We start from the raw sequence: 22,224 nt of genomic DNA, 5'->3' as shown, positions 1-22,224 counted from the left end.
GTGTCCCGATGAACACACGAGGCAGGCGTCGGTATAGCGGCCCCCTCAGCGAAATGTGGAGAAAGTCGATACCCGGCCTTGCGGCTCTGGTGGTATTCAGCGTGTTTATCAATGTTTTGCGCTTTGCCGGCCCGCTCTATCTCATACAGATATTCGACCGGGTCATCTCGAGCCGCAGCGTTGAAACCCTTGTCATCCTGTCCCTGGCTGCCTTGCTCGCCCTGGTAGCCGGCGTCGCACTGGAAACCATTCGCCGTCGCATGCTTTCGCGTTGGAGCGTATGGATCGAGCACCAGTTGACCAGCCAGTCCGTGAAAGCCGGATTGACGTCAGGTGTCGCCAATCCGCCGCTGCTGGCCAGCATCGAGAAAGTCGCGGGCTTTATTGAGCGCGGGCTATCTCCCTGGTTGGACGTGGTTTGGGCGCCGATTTTCCTGTTGTGTGTGTACTTCATCCATCCGGTTCTCTTCCTGATCGCAATAGCAGCCACACTTTTGCTGATTGGCTTGGGCCTGTTGAAAGAAAATTTCACGCGAGAGCCCCGCCAGGCGGAACGTGATGCCGTCAAGCAGGCAAAAGAGGTGTTGGTCTCGGCGGATAGGCATAGAGACGTTGTCAGCGCGTTCGCAATGGCGGATGCGATCGCTGGTCGCTGGGGCAGGAACCGAGTGGACGGCTTCTTGCAACGAGACCGGCTCAACGCCCGCGGATCGAGCCTCGATGCTGCGATCCGGGTGCTGAACCGTAGCCTTTACATTATTCTGCTGGCCTCCGGCATATGGCTGTTCCTGAACGATCAAGCGTCGCTCGGCGGCCTGTTTGCAGCCCGACTCATTGCCAATTTTGCCTACAGGATGGTGGGCAAGGCGGTTGGAGAGTTCAGAGGCTTCAGGGAAGCGCGGGAAGGATATGCAAAGATCAAGGCGGACCTTGCCAAGCCGTCGGACGGAGGCCCGTCGTTGCTGCCTGGAACTCCGCGCGGCACATTAATTCTTGATGAAGTGGCGTTCAGGCACGCGGGATCGCGAGAAGACGTATTCAGGAAACTGTCGCTGTCGCTGGCGCCAGGCGAGTTGCTATTGGTCATCGGGCGCGCAGCTACCGGCAAGACAACGCTTTCCCGTCTCCTGATAGGTTTGCTCAAGCCACGGACCGGACAGGTCCGCCTGGGAGACATGAACGTCACCCGGCTTCCGGATTATATTAGAGCCGAGGCTATTGGCTATTTGCCACAGCAGGTCGAACTGTTCGAGGGAACCGTCGCCCAGAATATTGCCCGGTTTCAACAAAGCTCTATAGACGATGTGGTTTCTGCGGCAAAAATAGCGGGAATCCACCAGGTTATTATTCGCCTAGGCCAGGGCTATGACACCGTGCTTGACGACACGGTCGGACTGTCCGGCAGCGAACGGAAACGAATTGCACTTGCAAGGGCGCTGTTTCGCGCACCGAGACTTATCGTTCTGGACGAGCCCTTCGCCAATTTTGACAGCTCATCGAGAAGGGCGCTTGAAGCGGCGGTGAAAGTCATGAAGGAGTCTGGATGCTCGGTAATCATTACAATGTCGGGACAAACCAACCGTCTTGCCGGATTAATCGACCGGACGCTGATCCTGGGCGGCCGAACGCCTGAGCTCTCCGATCCCACGGAGCGCCCGGTTCGTCCTCAGAAAACTGAGTTGCGGAGCGTCAAGTGACAGTCCCGCTCGCCGTTGACGCCAAACAAGCTGGAGACGATCCTGCGCCCTTTGGTAACAACTGCATTGTTCTCGGTTTCGCGATAATCGCAATTTTTTCGACCCTGACCGGCATGTGGCTTGTTGCGGCTCCAATCCAGGGCGCCATTGTGGCCAATGGGTTGGTGGAGGTAGCCTCAAACGTAAAGACAGTGCAACATCTCGAAGGTGGGATTGTATCCGAGATATTGGTTCAGGAGGGCGATCGCGTATCGCCAAGTCAGGTCCTGGTACGACTGCAGAGCACTGCTTCTACGGCCGCTGCGAACGAGATCAAGGCGCAATGGTACGAGGCGAAAGCTACCGAGGCACGGTTGATCGCCGAGAGAGACGGCAAGGACTCAATCGAGATTCCGCCAGAGTTAAAGGAGCCCGGTAAAATGGCGGCCGAGGCTGTTTCCGGCCAGGAGAGTATCTTTCGAACACGTCAGACCCTGCTTCGTGAGAGACTTTCCTTGCTGCAGCAAACGACCGGAAGCCTGCATAAGGAGATAGAGGGCTATGAAGGGCAGGTGGTGGCGGCCACACGGAAACTGGAGTTGATCGAGGAGCAGCTGGGCGATGTTCGTGCCCTGTATCAAAAAAAACTGGTGGTAAGGACGCGCCTGACAGATTTGGAGACTGAAAAGGCGGATGTGGGAGGCGACCTGAGCGGCTATATCGCGTCGATTGGCGTTGCCAGGCAAAAAATGGAGGAGACGAAGTTCAAGGTTGCTGAACTTAACGCATCCACGGCGGCCGACATTGTCGCTGAGCTTGGGGTGGTGCGTGCCAAGATATATGAATCCGCTCAACGAATAGCCGCCGCCGATGACGTGATGACAAGAACCGAGATCCGCGCTCCCATCGGAGGCACCATAGTGGGGCTCAAGATTCACACCATTGGCGGGGTAATAGCAGCAGGCGATCCTCTGATGGATATCGTGCCCATCGACGACAACTTCGTCGTGATTGCCAACGTGGACCCGCTTGACGTCGACCAGGTGAAAGTGGGGCTGCACGCGACCATCTGGCTCAGCGCGGTGGGCAGGCGGTATCAGCAGCCCATGAACGGTGATGTCCGCACCCTTTCAGCAGACCGGCTGGTCGATCCGCGCACTGGCAAGGCATTTTATGCAGCTCGCATCGCTCTGACACCTCAGTCCCTGAAGGCGACGCCCGTGGCATTGCAAGCCGGAATGAACACACAAGTGATGATCGAGACTGGAGCGAGGTCAGCATGGGAATATCTTAGCGCTCCGGTCTACGCTGCCATGGGTCGGGCTCTGCGCGAACAATAGGATTGGCTATCGGGGCAGCCGTCTTTGGGGTGGATTGTGAGCGGTGCGCAAGCTCAGCGCCTCCACATCTCAAAAGATAGCGTGCACCTGCTGGGGTGAGAGAAGAGCCCATAAGCGCTAACTTTGCACCAAGACGGCGCTTGTTGCAGCGGCGGATTGGCTTTTGCGCCGTCTTGGTGGGCCGCAGACGTGACGAATGATTTCAGTGACGCGGGTGAGGATTTTTCCCGGCCGCATCACCATCAGTATGGCGTTGAGGATTTCAGAACGCAGGAGACTATGCAGCCTCCAAAGGGACAGCGATTGCGCCGTGCGTGGTTTGGTCCTCACAGGGGGGAGAGTCGAGAACGTCGGTGATGGCCTCGTCGATCATCAGCGCCAGGATCAGGTGGGCCGTCTCACTGGCCTGCGGCGTGGGGCAGGGGCGCCATGGCGGTTCGTGCTGGAACGCGCACGAAGATTGCGAGAGATATTGCTGTGTCGGCAACCGACAGCATTCGCTTGGATAGTTACTATCACTGACAAGAGGCCAGCGGCTAGCATGCACCGCGGGCAAAGATCTTTCAGTTCCTCAATGCACGGAGATGCCGTCGGATGGAATGGCCTATCGGGAAGAGAACTCGGCGACGACAAAATGAGGAACACAGTGGTGGTTGAGTCTTTATCAGGAAGGTGCCCTTTAGCCCCCGACGACGATATGTATCTTCTGCCGGTAATAGAGGCTTGGCCTCAGTCATCGGTTGGCATGGTCTGAGACACTGTGCAAACTAGTCCTCCTGATCCTTAGAAGTGGTCGGTAGCGCCACTACTTTGCGGGACGACATACGAGAGTTGCAGGCCGAGCGGTCAAACATCGAGGGCCGCCGGCTCGTTAGATACCACTACTCGGTCCTCGGCGCCATTCCAACAGGCTGAACTTCGAGGCAAGTGAGCCCATCCTGGTCCGGCGCCTCGACTCGTAAATCCATTCCACCGATTACAACTGCCTGCAAGCTGCCGCTTGTTTGTTATGACGAGCAGTTTCGGCCGATCGACATGCAGGCTCTGCTGGACGCGCCCCGCTCCATTCACAAACCGCGCGTGCTGATGCTCTACGGATCTTTGCGCGAACGGTCCTATTCCCGGCTCGCTACGGAGGAGGCTGCCCGTATCCTGCGCCGTTTGGGTGCCGAGGTGCGTATCTTCAATCCCTCGGGCCTGCCACTCCCCGATTCGGCGTCTGCCGATCATCCGAAGGTCCAGGAACTGCGGGATCTGTCGATTTTGTCGGAGGCCCAGGTCTGGTGCTCTCCGGAACGGCACGGGTCTATGACAGGAGTAATGAAGGCGCAGATCGACTGGCTGCCGCTCTCGATGGGTGGGATACGCCCGACGCAAGGCAGGACGCTCGCTGTGATGCAGATGCGGGTGGCTCGCAGAGCTTCAACGCCGTCAACCAGCTGCGCATTCTCGGGCGATGGATGGGGATGGTCACCATCCCCAATCAGTCGTCAAGTGGCGAAGGCCTTCGGCAAGTTCGACGAGGCCGACCGCATGAGGCCCTCGTCGTACTACAACCGGATTGTCGACGTGATGGAGGAACTGGTGAAGAAGTTTGTTGCAACGCCGGAATTGTCCACCACAGCCGCACCAGTGGTGGAGCGATTCCCCTGAACGTGGTTGTTGGCGGCGGCGCTGTTGATCGTGATCGTGCCGGACAGGATATTGCCCGAGAAGTCGATTTCGGTTGCCGTCCCGCCAAGCGTCACGGCGCCGCCGAAAGAGTTGTGCGTGATGTGATGCTGCGCACCGATGACGCAACCATCGGCGTTCTGTTGTGCGATGCTTGTTCAGTGCCACAAAATGTCATGACACCGTCACACTGCCGCCAGGTGCTTGTCATGTGGTCGAGTGTTGACCCGTCAGGCGCTGCGGAGAGTCTCCATGTCAATAACCCCTGTTCCCGGATAGCAACGATACTGTTATTGTAACCGTGCCGGAACAGAGCAGAACTCGGATCTGGGCGGCGCCGGCCGGGATCATCAGCCTGCTGGGACTTGCCGCCTTCATTCCGTTCCTACGCTCGCTTCCGCTGCGGCTCACGGTCCTTATGCTGCTCTCCGCCGCGCTCTTTCTCGGTGGTGCGGTGGGGTTGCAAATGGTCGGCGGCAAGATCGCGGAAGCCGAAGGCACAGAGGTGTTTTGGTATCGCGTGGAGACGAACCTCGAGGAGGCTCTCGAACTGGCCGGGTGCTGATCTTCATCTACGGCTTGCTCTGGTATTTGGACCGGCGGGCGGAAACGACGGCTCCAGACCGGTGATTACGCTGGCACTCCGGGATGACAGCATCTGCCGCAATTCGTCAGCACGACCGGATCAGTTCCTCCTTGGTTAGGCAGGGCCGTTGATAGCAAACTCCGGGAGTGATTTCACCGCTGACCAGCAGGGTCGAACAATGTCCCACCGGTTTCGGCGCCGGTGCGGTTCAAAGCATCATTAAGGCCGCTCCTGAAGCCGCGGCCGTTCGCAACTCGAATGAGTTCGACCGATTGCGGGTCGACGAACATATCCGCCAGGGTCTTGAGATTCATGCGTAACGCAGCGCGCTTTGCGACCTCGCCCGCAAGGTCCGCTTTCATCGACCGGTTGAATTCTGTGGCACCGCAAGGCAGTCGGCAATCCAGCGCGCGTTGTTCAGGCGGTTTACCGACGGCCGTCAGAGGCTTTTATCCGCCCAACATGTATCTCAAACGACTGGAGTTGCGGATCATCCGACGAATGGATGGGGCTAGCTTCCTTTGGCTCGGCAGTAATGCCAGACTGGATGGAGGGAGCACGACATGAGGCAGACGCGTAAAATAGCAGCGATTCTGGTCTCGGATGTGGTCGGCTACAGCCGGCTAGCCGGCGCAGATGAAGATCGCATCTTGGCACGGCTGCGGGCGTTGCGCAGCGATCTCATCGATCCCACAATCGCCGTTCATCGTGGTCGCGTCGTCAAGCGCACAGGCGACGGAAGCCTAGTCGAGTTCAGCAGCGTGGTAGAAGCAGTGCGCTGCGCGATCGAAGTGCAGAATGCCATGGTTGAGCGCAATGCCGGGGTGCCGGATGATCGCCGCGTCGAGTTCCGTATCGGCATTCACCTGGGCGACGTTGTGCAAGAACGCGACGGCGACCTGATGGGCGATGGCGTCAATATCGCCGCGCGCCTAGAAGGTATCTGCGAACCTGGCAATATCTGTCTTTCCGAGCAAGCCTATTGGCAGGTAAAGTCAAGGCTCGATATCGCGATCAACGATCGCGGTGAGGTTCAGCTCAAGAACATCACCGATCCGGTCCGGGTTTATTCGCTACAGGTCGGCGTTCCCTCCAAGGCAAAGCCCACAGCACCAACCAAGCCCCTTTTTATACAGAATCCTCCGCAGCCGCTCGCACCGCCCGACAAACCTTCGATTGCCGTGCTGCCCTTCATCAACATGAGTGGCGATTCCGAACAGGAATTTTTCACCGACGGGCTGACGGAGGACATAATCACTGATCTGTCGAATGTGTCCGGCTTCTTCGTCATCGCCCGCAACTCCACCTTCGCCTATAAAGGCAAACCCACCGACGTCCGTCAGATCGCTCGCGATCTGGGTGTGAGGTATATTCTTGAGGGCAGCGCCCGCCGATCCAACAAGCGGTTGCGCGTCAATGTGCAGCTTGTCAATGCGGCAGAAGGCGGCAATCATGTGTGGGCCGAGCGCTTCGACCGCGAAAGCGCCGACATATTCGACGTTCAGGACGAAGTCACCCGACGCGTTGTTGAAGCGATTTCTGGCAAGCTTGGTGAAAAGAAACTTGTTGCCCGTTCCCGACCGTCAAATCTCGAAGCCTATGATCTGTGCGTTAGGTCACGAGGCAAGTGCAACAATTCCAGATCGGACAACAGTGAGGCGTGTGCTGACTTGGAACGTGCCGTTCAGATCGATCCAAACTACTGCGAGGGGCACACCAATCTTGCCATCTCACTGCTATTTGGCTGGATTGTCTGGGGAGAGCCACAGGAACCCGGCCGCGCAAAGGCTCTGATACACGCGCAACGGGCCGTGGAGATCGATCCCGACGATTCCCATGCTCGCAGGATCATGGGCTGCGTTCAGCTTTATGAGCGCAATTGGGACGAAGCAAAATTCCAATTCGATGCTGCCGTTCGGCTTAATCCCAACAATGCAGATGCAGTTGCATGGATGGGTGAGCTTCAAATCTACTTAGGCGATCCGCAAGCGGCGCTGATATCGTGTGGCGCGGCGCTCCGTATAAATCCTCGTCCACCCGGTTGGTATTTCTGGATCATGGGAATGGCTCAGATTTCCTCTGGACACTACGAAGAAGCTGTTGCGTCCTTGAGCCGGGAAGAAACGTACGGGACGGGTTCAAGGGAGCACCTGGTTCCCGCGCTTGCCCTTGCCGGTCGCGTTCCTGAGGCACAAGAGGAAGCCCGCCTATTTCTTGCGGGCAATCCAAATTGGAAGGTCGGTGATTTGGTGGCGAACTCACCTTTCAAGAGCCCGAGTGATGCGCAGCCGTTTATTGATGGCTGGCGCATGGCGGGCTTGCGGGAATAGCGCGTTTGCGGCAAGGCTGGAGAGAGTGCTGGTTAGCCGCCGGGCGAACAGCCAATAGACGCCCCCTTTGCGCGACCTACGGCGTGTCCTCGCTATCAGTGCCATGCATGCTGGAGCCATGCATGAAGGACTGGATCTCGTCCGCATCGATCTTGCCGTCACCATTCTCGTCAATGCTACTGAACATCCTGCCCACCGCGCGTTGAACCTCGTCCTCGGAAACCGATCCGTCGCCATCGGTGTCCAACAGCCCGAACATCAGTCGCATGCCGGCACCGCGCATCAGCTGATGATGCCAGCGTCCAGCCATTCTGTGTCCACGATCGCGGCCACCGTGGTTCTGCCAACGGCCGCCATCTTCATCGTGGCGGTCAGCATCCTCGTTGCGACCGCCTTGATAGTTGCGACTATCTTCCTCGCGGAAACCTTCTTCGGAACCGCGATCCTGCTGCATTCTCTCCCGGACAGCTTGCTCAACCATCTGGCGGATCATTTCGCGTGTTGGTCCATCCGCTTGTCCGGTCGCATCCGGCAACTGTCCGGCGGCCGGCGGTTCGGTTGCCGGAGCGGGTGCAGGTGTCGAGGGTGATGGTGTTCCGCTTGTCTGGGCGAGCGCGGGGGAGGTCAAGGACTATGAAAACGGCGGCCGCGGCCGTCGTGCTGTGTGGAAATCTCATGGCATGCTCCATCAGTGCCTTCGCTTGGAAGGCCAAACTGGAGCTCGATCTGATTGTTCCCCGAACGGGATCAGGTCACGGCGAAGTTACATGGCATGCCCCTGTCTGAGGTAGATCAGGGACTTCGTCAGGGAATAATTTCTTCTCCCCTCGGCACAGGAGGGAAGCCCGCCTATTTCTTGCGGGCCTTAGCGCTGTCATTCCGGTTCCTGTCCCAAATCTGCCGGACAGCTTTGCGCCCAATTTCGGCCATTGCGACGCTCCCGTCCATCACCAGAAGCGGACATTGATGTTTTCGGAGGCCACAGTTAGCTTTCATCAGCTTTCGCATTCCTGAATGCAGACTGGTTAGGGAACTGCACAGATTGTTGCGAGGCTGCGTCCGATGATGTGCTGTGAGCGTGCTCCGCAGTTGGCCCCGTTATGAGTTTGCCCTGTTCACGTTGTGATCCTGTCTTTCGTGTCGGGTACCTAGCGTTAGATTTGACCACTAGCTGGCCGGGCGGATGTTCTGGTTGATGTGGAAAAGGTTGGTAGGGTCGAACTTGCCCTTTAGCGCGGCGAGTCGCGGGTAATTGTCGCCGAAGCTCGCCTGGACGCGCTCTTCGCCTTCGTCATCCATCATGAAGTTGGGATACGCGCCTCCGACGTCGAACGGATGCACAGCTTTCCAGTAGTCGGTGGCCCATTCCTTGAGGACCGGCGCCATTCCCGGATCTGGATCTATCCCGGCGATCACCATGGACCAAGTCACATCACGAGCGTTCCAGGCGCTGTCGCCCTTGCCTAGGCGATGCACCGCCCCGTCGATTGGGTAAAGATGCATGCACGACGCCGGGCCGGCCCTGCTTGCATGCAGGAGATGCGCGTGGATGGCGGCATCTGGCAGCGCTCGGACAAAGTCGCCCTTCCAATACCATTGCTGCCCGGCCGGATAGAGCGCGTCGAATAAGGTCTGCAACCCTGTGTAAGGAATCGGGCCCGCCCAGTCGATGAGTGGCTTGGGGAGAGCCGCCCGGATGGCATTGACAGCCGCTTCTCCACCCTCGCCGTTATGCGCGACAAGGAGGACGCACATCTTCTTGTTCCAGTGCTCCTGCGGAAATGGATCGCCGCCGGGCACGGATTGCAGTCCGAGGAAGATGTAGAAATCCTCCGGAGCATTCGCCTGGAAATCACGATACCAGCGCATCACCTCAGCGGCATCGCCAACATCGAAGATGATCGGCCCGCCATAGAGCATTTTCGCCGGGTGCGTGCGAAATAAGAAACTGGTCACGACGCCGAAGTTTCCTCCGCCGCCGCGAAGCGCCCACAAGAGATCCGCATTCTCGGTTTCGCTGGCGGTCATGAAACTCCCGTTCGCCAACACCACGTCGGCTTGGATGAGATTGTCGACGGCAAGCCCATATTGCCGGCTGAGGTAGCCGTGGCCGCCGCTCAGCGTCAGACCGGCGACCCCGGTGGTCGAGATGATGCCGAACGGCACTGCCTGGCCAAAGGCGTGGGTAGCATGATCCACGTCGCCTGTAGTGCAACCAGGCCCGACCCGCACCGTGCGGTTCTGTGGATCGACGCGAACGCCCTTCATAGTCGAGAGGTCGATGACGAGGCCATCGTCGACACCGCCGAACCCCGGTCCGTTGTGCCCGCCGCCGCGGATTGCTATGGGGAGTTGGCTGTCGCGGCCGAAGTTCACCGCAGCAATCACATCGGCGACGTCCATGCAGCGCGCAATTAGAAGAGGCCGCTTGTCGATCATGCCATTATAGAGTTTGCGAGCTTCATCATAGTCAGCGTGATCGCGACCGATTAGCGTGCCTCGGATATCCTGCGCGAATTTGGCAATGGCGCCGCTGTTCATTCCACCCCCCGAGAAATCGCGATACCGAGTTTCCGAGTTCGGATCGAAGGTTGATCAGATAGTTTCTGGCGCGCCGCCTCCCGGCACGGGCCGCCTAGCTGACAATGTTGACCGGCAGCCATCACTTAAGAACAACGCCTACTTTGCCCGAAAATGAGCCCTTGGTCCAAGGGAATCGTGAAATGAGGCCTCATCGCAACTAAGCTGACCCTCAGTGCGGCATGGTGCTATGGCTAACTTCGCGCTAGTTTAGCATGGTGACATCGGCAAAAACGCGATGCAGACGATCGAACACTGGCTGAGCCAGCTCGGCCTCGGCAAATACCTGGAGGCGTTCGTCCAAAACGACGTGGACCTGCGAGCGCTCCCTCATGTCACTGAACGCGACCTCCAGGAGCTTGGTGTCTCACTTGGGCATCGCAAAATTATCATGGCTGCTGTCGCCGGACTTGCTCAGCCAAATCTCGCCGGGTCCCTGGTCCCTTCACCTTCTCCTGCGGGTTCGGAACTTCAGGCCAGCGACCTCGCTCAAGAACCGACTGCAGACCGACGGCTGCTTAGTGTGCTCTTTTGTGACTTGGTCGGGTCGACTGCGATATCTGCCCAACTCGACCCCGAAGACATGCACGAGCTTACGCGACGCTATCAGGACAGTGTTGCAGGCGCGATCACGCGCTTTGGAGGCTACGTCGCGAAATATCTAGGCGACGGCGTGCTTGCATATTTTGGATGGCCCATGGCTTACGAGGACCATGCCGAGCGTGCGATTCGTGCAGGCCTTGAGGCCCTCGCTGCAGTCGAGGCCTTTCAGTCCCCCAGCGGCGAGCAATTGAAGGCGCGGATCGGCATTGCATCGGGTCACGTGGTCGTCGGTGATATCGCCGGCAGCAGTGCAAACGAGCGGGCCTCAATCGCAGGAGATACTCCGAATCTCGCGGCTCGCCTGCAAGCTGCTGCTGCGCCTGGCCAGATCGTGGTGGCAGACGCCACGCGGCGGCTCGCGGGGCAATCCTTCGAGATCGAGAGCCTCGGCGCGCAGGAATTGAAAGGCTTTCGACTGCCTATTGCGCTGTTTGCGGTCCACGGGGAACGAGAAGTGGAAAGCCGTTTCGATGCCGCGCAAACTAGTGCACTCTCAAAATTCGTTGGCCGCAGCAGTGAAATTGGAATGCTGCTGGATCGCTGGGAATTGGCTAAAAACGGACAAGGCCAAGCAGTCTTTGTATCGGGAGAGGCGGGAATCGGGAAATCGCGTCTCGTCGACGCGCTTGAGGAACGGTTGCATGAGAACCAGCCCGAGTTAATACGACTGCAATGTTCGCCCTATCACTCCACCTCGGCCTTTTATCCCATCATTCAGCGCCTGAGCCGGCTGGCAGGTCTTTCAGCCGCCGACGAACCTCTGATGCGAGCAGACAAGCTGCGCGCAATTGTTCAGCGTTACGGCGAAGATCCCTCAGAAGTCGGCTCCACATATGCCGAGCTGCTCTCGCTGGATCTGGCCAGTGAATTCACGCCGCCCGATCTCTCCGCCCAACAGCGCAAAGAACTGATCGTCCGCACACTGGCGAACCGGGTGCTGCTCGCGGCAAAGATGGCGCCCGTTTTGTTTGTTGTTGAGGATGCTCACTGGATCGATCCGTCGACCAATGAATTTCTCACAGAGGTTGTCCGTCGCATGCATGGCGCGGCCGTCCTTGTGGTCGTATCACACCGGCCCGAATGGACGCCGACCTGGCCCACGGGGCTGGTCCACGTGACGACGCTGGCCATTGGTCGGCTGACGAAGCAACAGATGCGCGAGCTGATCGACTCGATGCTCGCAGACGTTCCGGATCAGCTTGCCGACAGGATCGTGGAGCGAACTGACGGTGTGCCGCTGTTTGTGGAAGAATTGACACGTTCGATTCTGGAAAGCGGAAAGGCGGCGTCTCTCAATGTTGAGATTCCCGACAGTCTGCAGGGATCTCTCATGGCTCGACTTGACCGTTTGACAGCGGCAGCCAAGGAGGTGGCGCAAATCGCCTCTGTCATAGGCCGGGAATTTGACCGCGGCTTACTTTCCAAGGTTGCCGGTCTCGATGACCCAACTCTCGGCGAAGCGCTCAATGAGCTCATGTCTACCCAGCTCGTTGTCGTCGGCGGTGTGGTGCGAGACGCGCTGGTATTCCGACATGCGCTCATTCAGGATACGGCATACCAATCGCTGCTCAGCAAAAGGCGCCGTCAATATCATGAAGCCATCGCTAATGCGCTCATCGACGCATATCCGGATCTCATCGTGACCCAACCCGAGCTCATTGCCCAGCATTATGTCAAGGCACAGCAAGGTGCGCTCGCGCTGCCATACTGGATGAAGGCCGGCGAACGGGCGCTAGGGCAATCAGCCAACTATGAGGCGGTTGATCACTTTCAGAACGCTGTCGCCATCGCGGAGCACCTGCCGGGAGGACCGGCTCGGCAAAAGGAAGTGCTCGAGGCGACCCTAAAGCTCGGGGAGGCACTGAGTGCCGCAGGTCGCTTGTCGGACTCAGTTGCAAAATACAAGCTGACCGCGCACTTGGCTCGCGAGACCCATGACACGAAGGCCTTCGTTCGTTCTGCTCTTGGTTTTGACGGCGCCCAGTTCCTGTCTTCGAAGCTGCTAGACGAATCGCTTCAGCTGCTCACTGAAGCAATGGGTATGCTCGATCCCGAGGATCAGAGGTCGCGGAGCCAACTCCTCAGCCGCCTCACGCGTGCATACTTTTACCTTAGCGACAGTAAGAACAGCGCCAAATGTCACGCAGAAGGGGTTAAATTGGCTCGGCAACTAGGCGACCAAGCTTCGCTTTTTGAACTTTCTGTCCTGCCTTTCTTAACGCCCCGGACCGTGAAGTCCGCGGCAGAGGCAACTCAACTGATGGCGCGGGTAGATGAGATAAAGCGCCTCGCGGCCGGCATCAACGACGATGACCTGCGCGGCCGCGCTCTCGCGCTTGACGTCTACGTCTCGACTGAGCTTGGCGACCGCGCGCGCGCCGATCAAGCCGTGGGCGGGCTGGAAGAGTTGGGAACGTTGCGACAACGGCTCAACATTCTATGGCTTGCGTGGAACGCAAGGGCAATGATGGCCATCCTCGATGGAAGGTTCACCACCGCCGAGAAGCTGGCTGGAGAAGCGTTGGGTCTGGGCAGACAGACGCATGGCGCGGAAGTCGAAGGCGTCTATGGCATGCAGATGTTCACGATCCGACGCGAACAGAATCGCCTGTCGGAGGTGGCTCCGGTGATGAAGAATCTTATCGATGAAAATCCGGATGAGACCACATGGTTGCCAGGGTTTGCGCTGGTTGCGGCCGATTTGGGATACCGGGACGCAGCGCAACGCAGGTTGAGTGAACTAGCGAGTGCTAATTTCGCAATGCCGCTGGATGGAAAGCGAAGCGCATCCCTCTCATTCGTGGCTGAGGTTGCTGTTAGTCTGGGCGACACGGAGGCGGCTCGGACAATCTACAACCTTATGCTCGCCTACAAGGATATGACGATCACGGCAGGAGTCGCAACGGTCTGCTTTGGAGCGGCAAGTCGCTATCTGGGAATGTTGTCGGCATCGCTGGGCGATTTTGGGAAGGCCGCCGAGCACTTCGAGCATGCGATGGATATGAACGCAGCCAGCGAATCACGACCTTGGCTGGCGCATTCCCAGGCTGAATATGCGAACTTGCTTATGAAAAAAGGTAGCAAGAAAGCGATTGGGAGGGCAATGTCACTTTCGGAGCAAGCCTCGGTGACCGCGGCTGAACTGGGTATGGTCCGTTTGCAGAAGAGGCTGGAGACAACGGTTCACTAGGTAGGCTCTCATGCCTCACTGCATCACCACGTTGAGAAGGAGCATGCTTATGCCACGCTACGTAATCGAAAGGGAGTTCGCGGAACAGCTCAACCTCACGAAGGAGGGCGTTGAGAGTGTCAATTTGATCAATGACCAGGAAGGCGTGCAGTGGATTTTCTCGTTCCTCAGCGCCGACAAGAAAAAGAGCTATTGCCTTTACGAGGCGCCTAACCCGGAGGCTATTCGGGTTGCGGCACGAAGGAACAACATCCCCGCAGATGCCATCATTGAAATTGGTGGAGAGATCGGTCCGAATATGTTCTCGTAGCACAATCCTGACCGGCAAAACCGTCGCGAGTACGCCAAAAAGCCGGAGGCCGCTTTGGTAATGCACCTAAGCATGCGCTTCCCGGCCGATTGACCGGAAGGAATATGCCCTAGGTGGCATCTCAGCCGAATGTCCGCTTCTTAGACCGTTGACCTAAAACAACCACTCGGTCATTTTCCGGCCCCAAGGCTGCCGGGCGGCTATGCGCCCAAAGTCTGCCATTTGGATCAGCTTCGCCATCGCCTGCAAGCGGACATCTTCCCCCGATTCCTACGCACTACAGCCCGACTACACCTGACCCTCGGCACGTCGCCGCTATCCAAAGACGGATGATTGTCACTGAAATATCTCGTGCATAGTCCGGCGAATCATTAGCAACCGGTCACAGCAAACCTAAGGCGACTTACCGTCAGCGCCGTTGATTTCGCTATCTGCCTGCCTCAACCCGGCCGGGGCGAGTCAAAGGGACGAGTGCGCCGATTTGATCGCTTCTTTCGGACGAACAAATCGATCACATCAGTTCAATATCTCCAGGTCACGCAACGCTTGCTGCGTGCCCCCGCCACGGCGGACATGCCTCGACCGATAGAGACAGTCGGACCCACCTCCAACAATCTGTACCATCGCGACTAGCGACACAGTCCCCCTGAATGTCCGATGGCGTTGCGCGGACTGGCTACTGGCCTTTTCATTCTGCGCTTCGACCGCGCTACTTCCGATGTGCCAGGCGGTAGCGGGCGGCCTTGGCGCGGTTGCCGCAACTGTCCATCGAGCACCAGCGCCTCGGTTTGGAGCGGCTGTCGTCGATGAAAAAGCCACCGCAATTGTCAGCCTCACATTGCCGGATGTCGTTTCCTGATGGAAACAGCACCAGCATGGCAGCGGCTGCTGCTGACCGGCGCAGCGGCAGGTATAGCCCTTCGTTTGTCGACGTGGATTGGAGGTTCAAGATGTCGCCGAGGCCCGCCGAGCCGCCAGCGTGCCCTATCGCTTTGTGAAAGCTGCGCAGGGCAACGCGTTTCGAGGCGACACCACGGCCGAGGTTTTTTGCACAGACACCGAGCCAGGATTTGAGGGCGGCGCGCAGTTTTAGCACCTCGAGATGTACCTCGCGAGCGACCCGTGGGCGATTTACGGCATGACGGTCGAGGACCCGCCTTTCAGTTTCCGACAAAAACAGGGCCGGAATGCAAAAGGCCAACATATCCTGATAGCTCGTTATGCAATCGATCTCTGCTCCCTGGCGCCAGTGCAATGTGTTGGCAAGATCAAGTGCGGGCGCACCACCCAGCATGCGCATAGGCCCGCGCGGCGAGACGTAGGTCCGTAGAAATTCTGTTGATTCCATCGCTGTCAATATGTAACCTCCTAAACAGTTACTCAAGAGGGCAGGGTGGGTTAAATGAAGAAGCCTCTGTTGACGGTCTTGTCCTGGTTTGCGTTTGCAGTCACTGGCCAGGCAAACGACGATGTCCTTTATCGCTCAAGCGTGATCGTCACCGGAGATCGCGAGGAAACGCGCGTCCCTGCCATCCCTGAGGGTTTCGCACTGGCAGCGCAAAAGCTGACCGGAAATCCCGACGTCGTGCACAATCTGACCTTCGCTTCGCTGGCGACCGGGGCACCTGCCATGGTTTGGTCCTACACCTACCATGACCGCATGTTCGGCAGGCCAATTCACGACGAGCAGGGCACACGCGATCGCCCTTTCGATCTCACCTTCCAGTTCGACCGGACGCGAATGGACCATGCGATGGCGCTGCTGGGTGAGAGACCGTGGTTGGGGCCGCGCCCGAAGCTGGCGCTTGTCATCGAGGTTACCGATATGACGCGTAGCTATGTACTCGCGGCCGATGGCGTCCACGGATCGGACCTGCGCGCAAGCTTTGAAGATGCTTCGGTGCTATTCGCCATACCGATCATTTTCGCAAAAGAAGCCAATCTGTCGGCGGTCGCGCAGGAAAACGTCGATGTAATACCTCATGAGCGCCTGGCCAGACTGAAATCCAGATTGGGGGCTGACGTGATCTTGGTCGGGCACCTCCATTGGAAAACCAACGAGCCGGGCTGGCATGCGGTTTGGCGCCTGCCACTTGGACCAGAAGGTACAAAGTGGGAGATCGCAGGCGTAAATTTCGATGCTGCCTTCCGCAACGCAATCGGAGGTGCCGCCAAACGCATGCGACCGACAAGATAGCTCACTCACCACTATTCCCGGGGCTGAAGATGCCCCCAACTCAGGGTCCAACTGTGCCCGCGTGCGGTGACACGGGTCAGCGAGTCAGGACCGGGTGGGTCGTCAGCTGTGTTGGGACCACCTCTGAATTGTTGCGTATTGGTCCTGGGCGCTGTTGAGGTAAGAAATGCTGCCACTTTAGAAGCCCGCCGGCCCGTGGCGCGCCGCGCAGGAGCCGAAAAAAGGGGCGCCCAACGTAGGGTTGGCGGAATGCCCATTCAACTCAGTACAAAACTATGCCCCGTTCTCAGCCTGGGTTTTACGACTGCTGCCCGACTATCCGCACTTGCGCTTGCGGGCACCGGTTGATCAGCAAATTCGGAACAAAGCAGCACAGGCTGCGTTTTTTTAGAGACGAGGTCCATCCGTTCAACCGACCGCGTTTGAAGGGGCAAGAGAGTGCTCTTTAGACGTCGAAATCCTGATGGTCTCTTCGAGCGATTGCGCATTTATATATGGCCACGCCGCTCCTTCTCGCGATCGTTTCAGTATGTTTCAAAGCGAATTCTCCGTCTGAACGCCACTCCAAACGCCGTTGCGGCGGGGGTGGCAGCTGGGGTTTTCGCGTCTTTCTTTCCACTAGGGTCCCATTTCGCCATTGCCGCCATCGTGTGCTGGCTGATTTCAGGAAACATGGTGGCGGCCGGGCTAGGAACATTTGTCTTTGGCAATCCGCTGACCCTCCCGTTTGTTGTGGGAGGGAGCGACTTGGGAGACCGGCAAGATCATGTTGCACGGCCACATGCAAAGTCACGAACGGCCAGCCCATTTGAGTGAGATGTTGCAGACCCTTTCAATCTCGCAATTGTGGGCACCGGTCTTAAAGCCCATGCTGTGCGGCGCGGTGCCCCTCGGGCTGATTGTTGGCCTGTTGTTCTATGGCATCACCCGCTATGGCATGACAGCCTGCCGCGAACAGAGGCGCAAGCGACTGGCCGAAAAGGGGAGCCTGCTCCAGCAGCAGGAAGACATCGCGTTATCACCCCCTCTGCCAACTCGACATCACCGTTCTGAAGGGTGAATTGCTGGTAGGGCAGCTGTAGAAATGCGTCCGCTCGTCGGCAATATCGCCGCTATAAGCGCTGCCTACAATTTGTGGCGCGGATATTCTGGAGCTTGGGTTCCTCGCCGCACTTTTATTGATGAACACCCCACCCTGCCTGTTTGGCGCGATGTCAGGCCCTAGACGCTCATGAAGCTCTCCGTACAGACAGCGCTGTCTGAGATCCCTCCTCAGGGCCCCGGGCATCTGTATGCATGCAACTCGCATCAACGTCCACTCAGAGGTCGTCTGCCGAATGGCAGCTATCCGCCGAGCTCGCCCCGATAGCGACCGGCCGGTTCCGGCCCCATTTCGGCCTTTCAATGACGTGCTTCGTTCGTCGCCGCGTGCCGCTATGATGCGGGCGGAAACCTGGCAGCCATAGACCTCCTGCCGGTCGTGATCGGCGCGGAGGCACAGTCTCCCGGATCAGCAACGGCCAGACTGGTACCCATCGCCGTAACGGGAAGCGCGGCGCGGGGTGGACGTGAAATAGGAAATTTCCAAGGCCGTAGAAGATCGGCGCGCCATTGTAGATTTCCACGGCCTGCAGCACCGGCGCGCCGTGGCTGACGAAAAGGTTCGCGCCGGCGTCGATGCACATACGGGCAAGCTCTGCACCCAGCGCGGTACCTCCTGCCAACCTGGCTCCCAATGATGGTGGTGCAGATAGGCAATGACGAAATCGCCCTGTGCAGCCGCGTGCCGGATGTCGGACAGGTGTATGGCCGCGCTCCGCTGGTCGACTTCTATCAGACGGCCGAAATCGGCGGCCTGCGCGAAGACGGTTCCGTAGAAATTGATCTCCGTGCCGGCCGACGCCTCAACAGGGTCCTCCGGTTGCGCATAGTTGGCCAGTTCGAAGGGGGAGCTTTGCAATTGAGCGCTCAGCCTTGCCAGTCTGCTGAAATGTCCGTCCGGCACCCCTATCTTGCGGACGGTGTTCAGACGATTGACGCCGGGCCGAGCCGGCCGGAAGGCCGTGCGGTCTTCGGCATACATGTTGGTCGGGCCGGGACCTGCATCCATCGCAAGAAGCGCGACGTCGCGCGCGCCCAGCCGGCGGCCCCAGGTTTCCTCGCGTCAGTCTCGTCGGCCCCGATGCCGGCATGCAGGACACCGCGCCCTTCCACCTCCTCCAGCGTCGAGAGGATACCGCCGGCGCCGAAACCTTTTGATGCTCACATCTATGCGGCGCGCGCTGCCAACAGCGCGTGGAGAGCCTCCGGCTTCAGATGGGTGTAGCGCTTCAACATTTTCCAGTCGTTGTGCCCAGTTATCAGCGCAACCTGTTCGATTGTGAATCCGGCCTCGAAAAGGCGGCTTGTCCCTTCGTGCCGCAGTCATGAAAATGAAGATCGTGGATTCCCAAGTCAGCACATCCTCGACGGAACGCAGTTCCAACTGACCGATGGTTGAACGGGAAAATTCGATCGTCGTCATTGCTACGCTTTCTCAGCCGCTCTTCAACAATGGCCCACGCATCATAGCCAGTGGCTGCAAACAGCGGTATGCGCTTGTTGTTACCGTTCTTGTTTCGAGGGTCCTTCCTGTCGCGGACAAGGAGCATCCGCGTGCGAGACTCCAAATCGGACCAACGCGCCTTGCAGATCTCTTCCTGGCGCATCGCGGTTGCGACGGCGAAACGTATGATCTGGCTGATCGGTGCAAATTGACGAGGATTTGCGTCCAAGTGAGCGATCAGGATATCGAGTTCGTCCTGCGTCGGCCGTCTGTCGCGCGGATGGCTTTCCCAACGAGACCGAGCCTCGTGAGGGCGACACGCGCGAGATCGACCGGTTCGACCTTGACGGGCAGGCCGTGGACCGCAGCGGCGTGAGTAAGAACAAGTTTTATAAAGCCGATGTCGATACCGAGGGTCATTGGTCCGGCACCTTGGGCGGCGAGCTCACGACCAAAACGAATGAGCCGTTCGCGGTCAAGCGCTGCTAGGTTGCACTTCCCCAAATGCCGTTGGAGCATATTGAGGGCCGCGGCCTTGGAGCGGCGAGGGGACTTGCCTACATCGCACATGTCGTCGATATGAAGGTTTATTAGTTCGCCGAAGGTTTTAAGGCGCGCTATGCGGGACTTGGTGGGCGTCTCACCGCGATCGACTTGGCGCTCGGTTTAGGTTGCCCAGCGCCTGGCGTCGTCTCGGCGCAGAAAGGTCTCGCTAACGTAGCGACCTTTGAGAGGGACTTGGACACGCCAGGAACCGGACGAGAGCTTTGTGCAGGTGGCCATTTTTTCGTGTGCCCTCCGTGTGCACTGAGAGATCGAAACGTGGCGAAAACGGGTCGTATTCTGGCGTAAATTCGTGTGCACTCGTTAGGTTCTAACGATTTGATGTTAAAGAAAAAATGCTGAAATATCAAGATCATAAACTGGCTGTTGCGCCGATGATGGACTGGACCGACCGGCATTGCCGGTTCTTCCACCGCCAGTTGACGCAGCGTGCGCTGCTCTACACCGAAATGGTGGTGGCGGACGCTGTCATCCATGGTGCCCGCGAGCGGCTGCTTGGTTTTGACGAGACCGAACATCCGGTGGCACTGCAGCTCGGTGGCTCCGATGCGCAAAAGCTGGCCGAGGCGGCGCGCATCGGCGAGGCGTTCGGTTACGACGAAATCAATCTCAATGTCGGCTGTCCGTCCGACCGCGTCCAGTCCGGCACGTTCGGCGCCTGCCTGATGAAAGTGCCTGACCTCGTCGCCAATTGTGTGGCGGCGATGAAGGCGGCGGTGACAATCCCGGTGACGGTTAAATGCCGCATCGGCGTCGACGAGCAGGATCCGGAGCCCGCGCTCGACGCGCTGGCCGACGGCGTCTTCGCGGCCGGCGCCGACGCGCTGTGGGTGCATGCGCGCAAGGCCTGGCTGGAGGGTCTGAGCCCGAAGGAAAATCGCGACATCCCGCCGCTCGACTATGACAGGGTCTATCGCCTCAAGGCTAGAAAATCGAACAAATTCATTGGCATCAATGGCGGCGTTCAATCGCTCGAAGAGGCGGCTCGCCACCTCGATCATGTCGATGGCGCCATGCTTGGCCGCGCCGCCTACCACACGCCAGGCATCCTGGCCGGCGTCGACGCGGCATTCTACGGCGGCAAGGCCGGCACCTACGATTTTGCCGCGCTGATCGACACGATGGCCGACTACGCCGCGCGGCATATCGAGCAGGGCGGGCGGTTCGGCCACGTCACCCGCCACATGGTCGGGCTGTTCCACGGCCTGCCGGGCGCGCGCCGCTTCCGGCAGATACTGTCCACCGACGCGACGAAACCCGGCGCCGGACCGGATGTGCTGAAGGCAGCGTTCGCTGCCGTCGATTTCGACCGTGTTGAAAAGGCCGCTTAAGCAGTTCAGTCGCGCAGAATCATCCGGTCGCCGCGCACGTCGAAACCCGACAGGGAACCGATGAAATTCATGCCGAGTAGGCTCTGGCTGAGCGCGCCGGGCGCGGCGACCATGACCTGCATGTTCTTGCGCACGATGCCGCCGATCGCCAGTTCGTCGGTGCGCACCGAAGCGGCGCGTGCCATGCCATTGGCAGTCGAGACCGGGACGGTGAAGCTCAGCGCTGCCGGATTGAAGCCGGCCGCCTGCGCGTCTTCGGCGGTGAGCACTGTACTGGTCGCGCCGGTATCGACGACGGTGCGGATCGGCGCGCCGTTGATCGTGATGCGGGCCTCGAAATGGCCGCTGTCGGCCTTGTCCAGGGTCACGGTGGCATGGCCGTCCTCGACGCCGAGCGCCAGCGGGCTGCCGGGAACGAGGCCCGCCGTCACCCGGCTGGCGAAATCCTGCAACTCGTAGCGGTACTGGTAGCCGGCGACGAGCGCCAGCACGATCAGGGCCCACGTGCCGAGATTGCGGGCCATGACGCCGAGCGGCCTGCCGGACCGGACAAGGCCGGCGCTGACGAGCAAGCCGATCGCCCCCAGCCAGACCAGACGGCTGAAATCGTAATTCTCGATGCCGAACGTGGTGCCGGCGTCGTTGTTGATCATCAGCAGCACCAGCCCGAGGCCGATTGCCGCCATCACGATCCAGAACAGTCGGTTCATTGGACCTGCCGCCTCAAGAGAGGACGTCGCGCTCGCGCGCCATCCGGCTGCGGCGTGTTTCCCGGCGCGGCCGGCGCTCGACCGTTTCCAATCGGGCCGGCAACTCGGCCATGACGCTGCGGCGTACCTCCGGCGTCATGCCCATCCAGGCGCCGATTTCATCGCGCGTGCGGCCACAGCCGAAGCAGAAGCCGGTTTTCATGTCGATCGAACAGACCAGGATGCACGGGGATTCGATGGCCGTCATGACTTTCTCTTGAAGGCTCCGTCCGGAATCCTCATTTCATCTCCACATGGTGCAACGGCAAAGCCAATGCAAGCCCTTCGGAATGCGGCGCGGGCAACCGCTTTCGCGCCAATGTCGAGGGGAGTTGTGCCGGCCGGGCAAGGCGGTTATGCCGCTGATCAACCACAGGGGATGATCAGGACCGACATGACCAGCGCGCTGCCCTTCGACGATTTTCGCAATCTGCTGGCGAGCCTGCCGCCTGCCGATACAGTCGTGGGGGGGGGGGGGGGGGGGCCGGGGGGGGAGGCCGGCACCAACGCAACACACCCAAAGCGCAGGGAGGGACTCGAACCCGGCGGGGG

Annotated in this window: 18 protein-coding genes and 2 pseudogenes; 12 read left to right on the top strand and 8 right to left on the bottom strand. The window is 59.1% G+C overall.

The genetic code is table 11. The features are described 5' to 3' along the window. Positions 1-8 precede the first annotated feature (8 nt). The 4 genes and pseudogenes from NKI10_RS28750 (at position 9) to NKI10_RS28735 (ending at position 5,252) form a co-directional block, all read left to right on the top strand. Positions 9-1,697: an ATP-binding cassette domain-containing protein gene (locus tag NKI10_RS28750; RefSeq protein WP_352862466.1), complete on the top strand. Its 1,689-nt coding sequence runs from the start codon at positions 9-11 to the stop codon at positions 1,695-1,697. Next, entirely contained in the window at positions 1,694-3,016 is a 1,323-nt protein-coding gene (locus NKI10_RS28745; RefSeq protein ID WP_352862465.1) for an HlyD family type I secretion periplasmic adaptor subunit, read from the top strand. The genes NKI10_RS28750 and NKI10_RS28745 overlap by 4 nt, the downstream gene beginning before the upstream one ends. A 1,035-nt stretch (positions 3,017-4,051) precedes the next feature. After that, a pseudogene (gene arsH, locus NKI10_RS28740) lies at positions 4,052-4,669 on the top strand (arsenical resistance protein ArsH). A gap of 319 nt (positions 4,670-4,988) precedes the next feature. After that, positions 4,989-5,252 (top strand): DUF8692 domain-containing protein, encoded by a 264-nt coding sequence (locus tag NKI10_RS28735; RefSeq protein WP_352862464.1) that lies wholly within the window; start codon positions 4,989-4,991, stop codon positions 5,250-5,252. A gap of 173 nt (positions 5,253-5,425) precedes the next feature. Here NKI10_RS28735 and NKI10_RS28730 read toward each other — a convergent pair whose 3' ends face one another. Beyond that, positions 5,426-5,635: a hypothetical protein gene (locus NKI10_RS28730; RefSeq protein WP_023707079.1), complete on the bottom strand. Its 210-nt coding sequence runs from the start codon at positions 5,633-5,635 to the stop codon at positions 5,426-5,428. 201 nt (positions 5,636-5,836) lie between these two features. Here NKI10_RS28730 and NKI10_RS28725 point away from each other — a divergent pair, with 201 nt between their 5' ends. Further along, on the top strand, positions 5,837-7,603 hold the full coding sequence (locus NKI10_RS28725) for an adenylate/guanylate cyclase domain-containing protein (RefSeq protein WP_352862463.1): 1,767 nt from the start codon (positions 5,837-5,839) through the stop codon (positions 7,601-7,603). A 76-nt stretch (positions 7,604-7,679) separates the two neighbouring features. Here NKI10_RS28725 and NKI10_RS28720 read toward each other — a convergent pair whose 3' ends face one another. Further along, on the bottom strand, positions 7,680-8,096 hold the full coding sequence (locus NKI10_RS28720; protein ID WP_352862462.1) for an EF-hand domain-containing protein: 417 nt from the start codon (positions 8,094-8,096) through the stop codon (positions 7,680-7,682). Positions 8,097-8,770: 674 nt separating this feature from the next. Then, positions 8,771-10,144: an FAD-binding oxidoreductase gene (locus tag NKI10_RS28715; RefSeq protein ID WP_023750716.1), complete on the bottom strand. Its 1,374-nt coding sequence runs from the start codon at positions 10,142-10,144 to the stop codon at positions 8,771-8,773. Between the two features lie 277 nt (positions 10,145-10,421). On the opposite strand from NKI10_RS28715, the gene NKI10_RS28710 reads away from it, so the two are divergent. Together NKI10_RS28710 and NKI10_RS28705 are read left to right on the top strand one after the other, a co-directional pair. Further along, positions 10,422-13,976, top strand: coding sequence for an AAA family ATPase (locus tag NKI10_RS28710; RefSeq protein ID WP_352862461.1), 3,555 nt, complete (start codon positions 10,422-10,424; stop codon positions 13,974-13,976). A 49-nt stretch (positions 13,977-14,025) separates the two neighbouring features. Then, positions 14,026-14,286: a DUF4242 domain-containing protein gene (locus NKI10_RS28705; protein WP_023706858.1), complete on the top strand. Its 261-nt coding sequence runs from the start codon at positions 14,026-14,028 to the stop codon at positions 14,284-14,286. Positions 14,287-14,995: 709 nt separating this feature from the next. Here the strand turns inward: NKI10_RS28705 and NKI10_RS28700 are convergent. Continuing rightward, positions 14,996-15,634 carry a CGNR zinc finger domain-containing protein gene (locus NKI10_RS28700; protein ID WP_352862476.1) on the bottom strand — a complete coding sequence of 213 codons (639 nt, stop codon included), beginning with the start codon at positions 15,632-15,634 and terminating at the stop codon, positions 14,996-14,998. 54 nt (positions 15,635-15,688) lie between these two features. On the opposite strand from NKI10_RS28700, the gene NKI10_RS28695 reads away from it, so the two are divergent. Together NKI10_RS28695 and NKI10_RS28690 are read left to right on the top strand one after the other, a co-directional pair. Next, a complete protein-coding gene (locus NKI10_RS28695) occupies positions 15,689-16,483 on the top strand; it encodes a DUF8605 domain-containing protein (protein ID WP_352862460.1) in 795 nt (264 codons plus the stop codon). Between the two features lie 438 nt (positions 16,484-16,921). After that, a pseudogene (locus NKI10_RS28690) lies at positions 16,922-17,543 on the top strand (DUF2062 domain-containing protein). A 259-nt stretch (positions 17,544-17,802) separates the two neighbouring features. On the opposite strand, the gene NKI10_RS28685 reads toward NKI10_RS28690, so the two are convergent. After that, on the bottom strand, positions 17,803-18,168 hold the full coding sequence (locus tag NKI10_RS28685; protein WP_352862459.1) for a CapA family protein: 366 nt from the start codon (positions 18,166-18,168) through the stop codon (positions 17,803-17,805). Between the two features lie 53 nt (positions 18,169-18,221). On the opposite strand from NKI10_RS28685, the gene NKI10_RS28680 reads away from it, so the two are divergent. Then, entirely contained in the window at positions 18,222-18,809 is a 588-nt protein-coding gene (locus tag NKI10_RS28680; RefSeq protein ID WP_352862458.1) for a hypothetical protein, read from the top strand. Positions 18,810-18,843: 34 nt separating this feature from the next. On the opposite strand, the gene NKI10_RS28675 is transcribed toward NKI10_RS28680, so the two are convergent. Next, the gene (locus NKI10_RS28675) at positions 18,844-19,257 is read right to left on the bottom strand and encodes a tyrosine-type recombinase/integrase (RefSeq protein ID WP_352862457.1); all 414 of its coding nucleotides are present in this window, start codon (positions 19,255-19,257) and stop codon (positions 18,844-18,846) included. On the opposite strand from NKI10_RS28675, the gene NKI10_RS28670 reads away from it, so the two are divergent. Beyond that, positions 19,230-19,517 carry a hypothetical protein gene (locus NKI10_RS28670; protein ID WP_352862479.1) on the top strand — a complete coding sequence of 96 codons (288 nt, stop codon included), beginning with the start codon at positions 19,230-19,232 and terminating at the stop codon, positions 19,515-19,517. The two genes, NKI10_RS28675 and NKI10_RS28670, sit on opposite strands and share 28 nt — an antisense overlap. A gap of 410 nt (positions 19,518-19,927) precedes the next feature. Beyond that, positions 19,928-20,923, top strand: coding sequence for a tRNA dihydrouridine(20/20a) synthase DusA (gene dusA, locus NKI10_RS28665; RefSeq protein WP_352862456.1), 996 nt, complete (start codon positions 19,928-19,930; stop codon positions 20,921-20,923). Between the two features lie 5 nt (positions 20,924-20,928). Here dusA and NKI10_RS28660 read toward each other — a convergent pair whose 3' ends face one another. Together NKI10_RS28660 and NKI10_RS28655 are read right to left on the bottom strand one after the other, a co-directional pair. After that, a complete protein-coding gene (locus NKI10_RS28660; RefSeq protein ID WP_352862455.1) occupies positions 20,929-21,633 on the bottom strand; it encodes a TIGR02281 family clan AA aspartic protease in 705 nt (234 codons plus the stop codon). A gap of 13 nt (positions 21,634-21,646) precedes the next feature. Beyond that, the gene (locus tag NKI10_RS28655) at positions 21,647-21,880 is read right to left on the bottom strand and encodes a DUF1289 domain-containing protein (protein ID WP_023824914.1); all 234 of its coding nucleotides are present in this window, start codon (positions 21,878-21,880) and stop codon (positions 21,647-21,649) included. Positions 21,881-22,224 lie beyond the last annotated feature (344 nt).

Source organism: Mesorhizobium sp. M0802 (genome assembly GCF_040320115.1).
Taxonomy (GTDB): domain Bacteria; phylum Pseudomonadota; class Alphaproteobacteria; order Rhizobiales; family Rhizobiaceae; genus Mesorhizobium.
The sequence above is the reverse complement of the archived record's forward strand: the minus strand, read 5'-3'. Positions and strand labels throughout refer to the sequence as shown.

What these genes read in the sequence shown, in the direction of transcription:
- NKI10_RS28660 (WP_352862455.1), bottom strand. Translation starts at nt 21,633, where the DNA reads ATGAACCGACTGTTCTGGATCGTGATGGCGGCAATCGGCCTCGGGCTG.
- NKI10_RS28715 (WP_023750716.1), bottom strand. Translation starts at nt 10,144, where the DNA reads ATGAACAGCGGCGCCATTGCCAAATTCGCGCAGGATATCCGAGGCACG.
- dusA (WP_352862456.1), top strand. Translation starts at nt 19,928, where the DNA reads ATGCTGAAATATCAAGATCATAAACTGGCTGTTGCGCCGATGATGGAC.
- NKI10_RS28730 (WP_023707079.1), bottom strand. Translation starts at nt 5,635, where the DNA reads ATGAAAGCGGACCTTGCGGGCGAGGTCGCAAAGCGCGCTGCGTTACGC.
- NKI10_RS28725 (WP_352862463.1), top strand. Translation starts at nt 5,837, where the DNA reads ATGAGGCAGACGCGTAAAATAGCAGCGATTCTGGTCTCGGATGTGGTC.
- NKI10_RS28695 (WP_352862460.1), top strand. Translation starts at nt 15,689, where the DNA reads ATGAAGAAGCCTCTGTTGACGGTCTTGTCCTGGTTTGCGTTTGCAGTC.
- NKI10_RS28700 (WP_352862476.1), bottom strand. Translation starts at nt 15,634, where the DNA reads ATGGAATCAACAGAATTTCTACGGACCTACGTCTCGCCGCGCGGGCCT.
- NKI10_RS28685 (WP_352862459.1), bottom strand. Translation starts at nt 18,168, where the DNA reads ATGTGCATCGACGCCGGCGCGAACCTTTTCGTCAGCCACGGCGCGCCG.
- NKI10_RS28750 (WP_352862466.1), top strand. Translation starts at nt 9, where the DNA reads ATGAACACACGAGGCAGGCGTCGGTATAGCGGCCCCCTCAGCGAAATG.
- NKI10_RS28710 (WP_352862461.1), top strand. Translation starts at nt 10,422, where the DNA reads ATGCAGACGATCGAACACTGGCTGAGCCAGCTCGGCCTCGGCAAATAC.
- NKI10_RS28705 (WP_023706858.1), top strand. Translation starts at nt 14,026, where the DNA reads ATGCCACGCTACGTAATCGAAAGGGAGTTCGCGGAACAGCTCAACCTC.
- NKI10_RS28720 (WP_352862462.1), bottom strand. Translation starts at nt 8,096, where the DNA reads ATGATCCGCCAGATGGTTGAGCAAGCTGTCCGGGAGAGAATGCAGCAG.
- NKI10_RS28655 (WP_023824914.1), bottom strand. Translation starts at nt 21,880, where the DNA reads ATGACGGCCATCGAATCCCCGTGCATCCTGGTCTGTTCGATCGACATG.
- NKI10_RS28680 (WP_352862458.1), top strand. Translation starts at nt 18,222, where the DNA reads ATGGTGGTGCAGATAGGCAATGACGAAATCGCCCTGTGCAGCCGCGTG.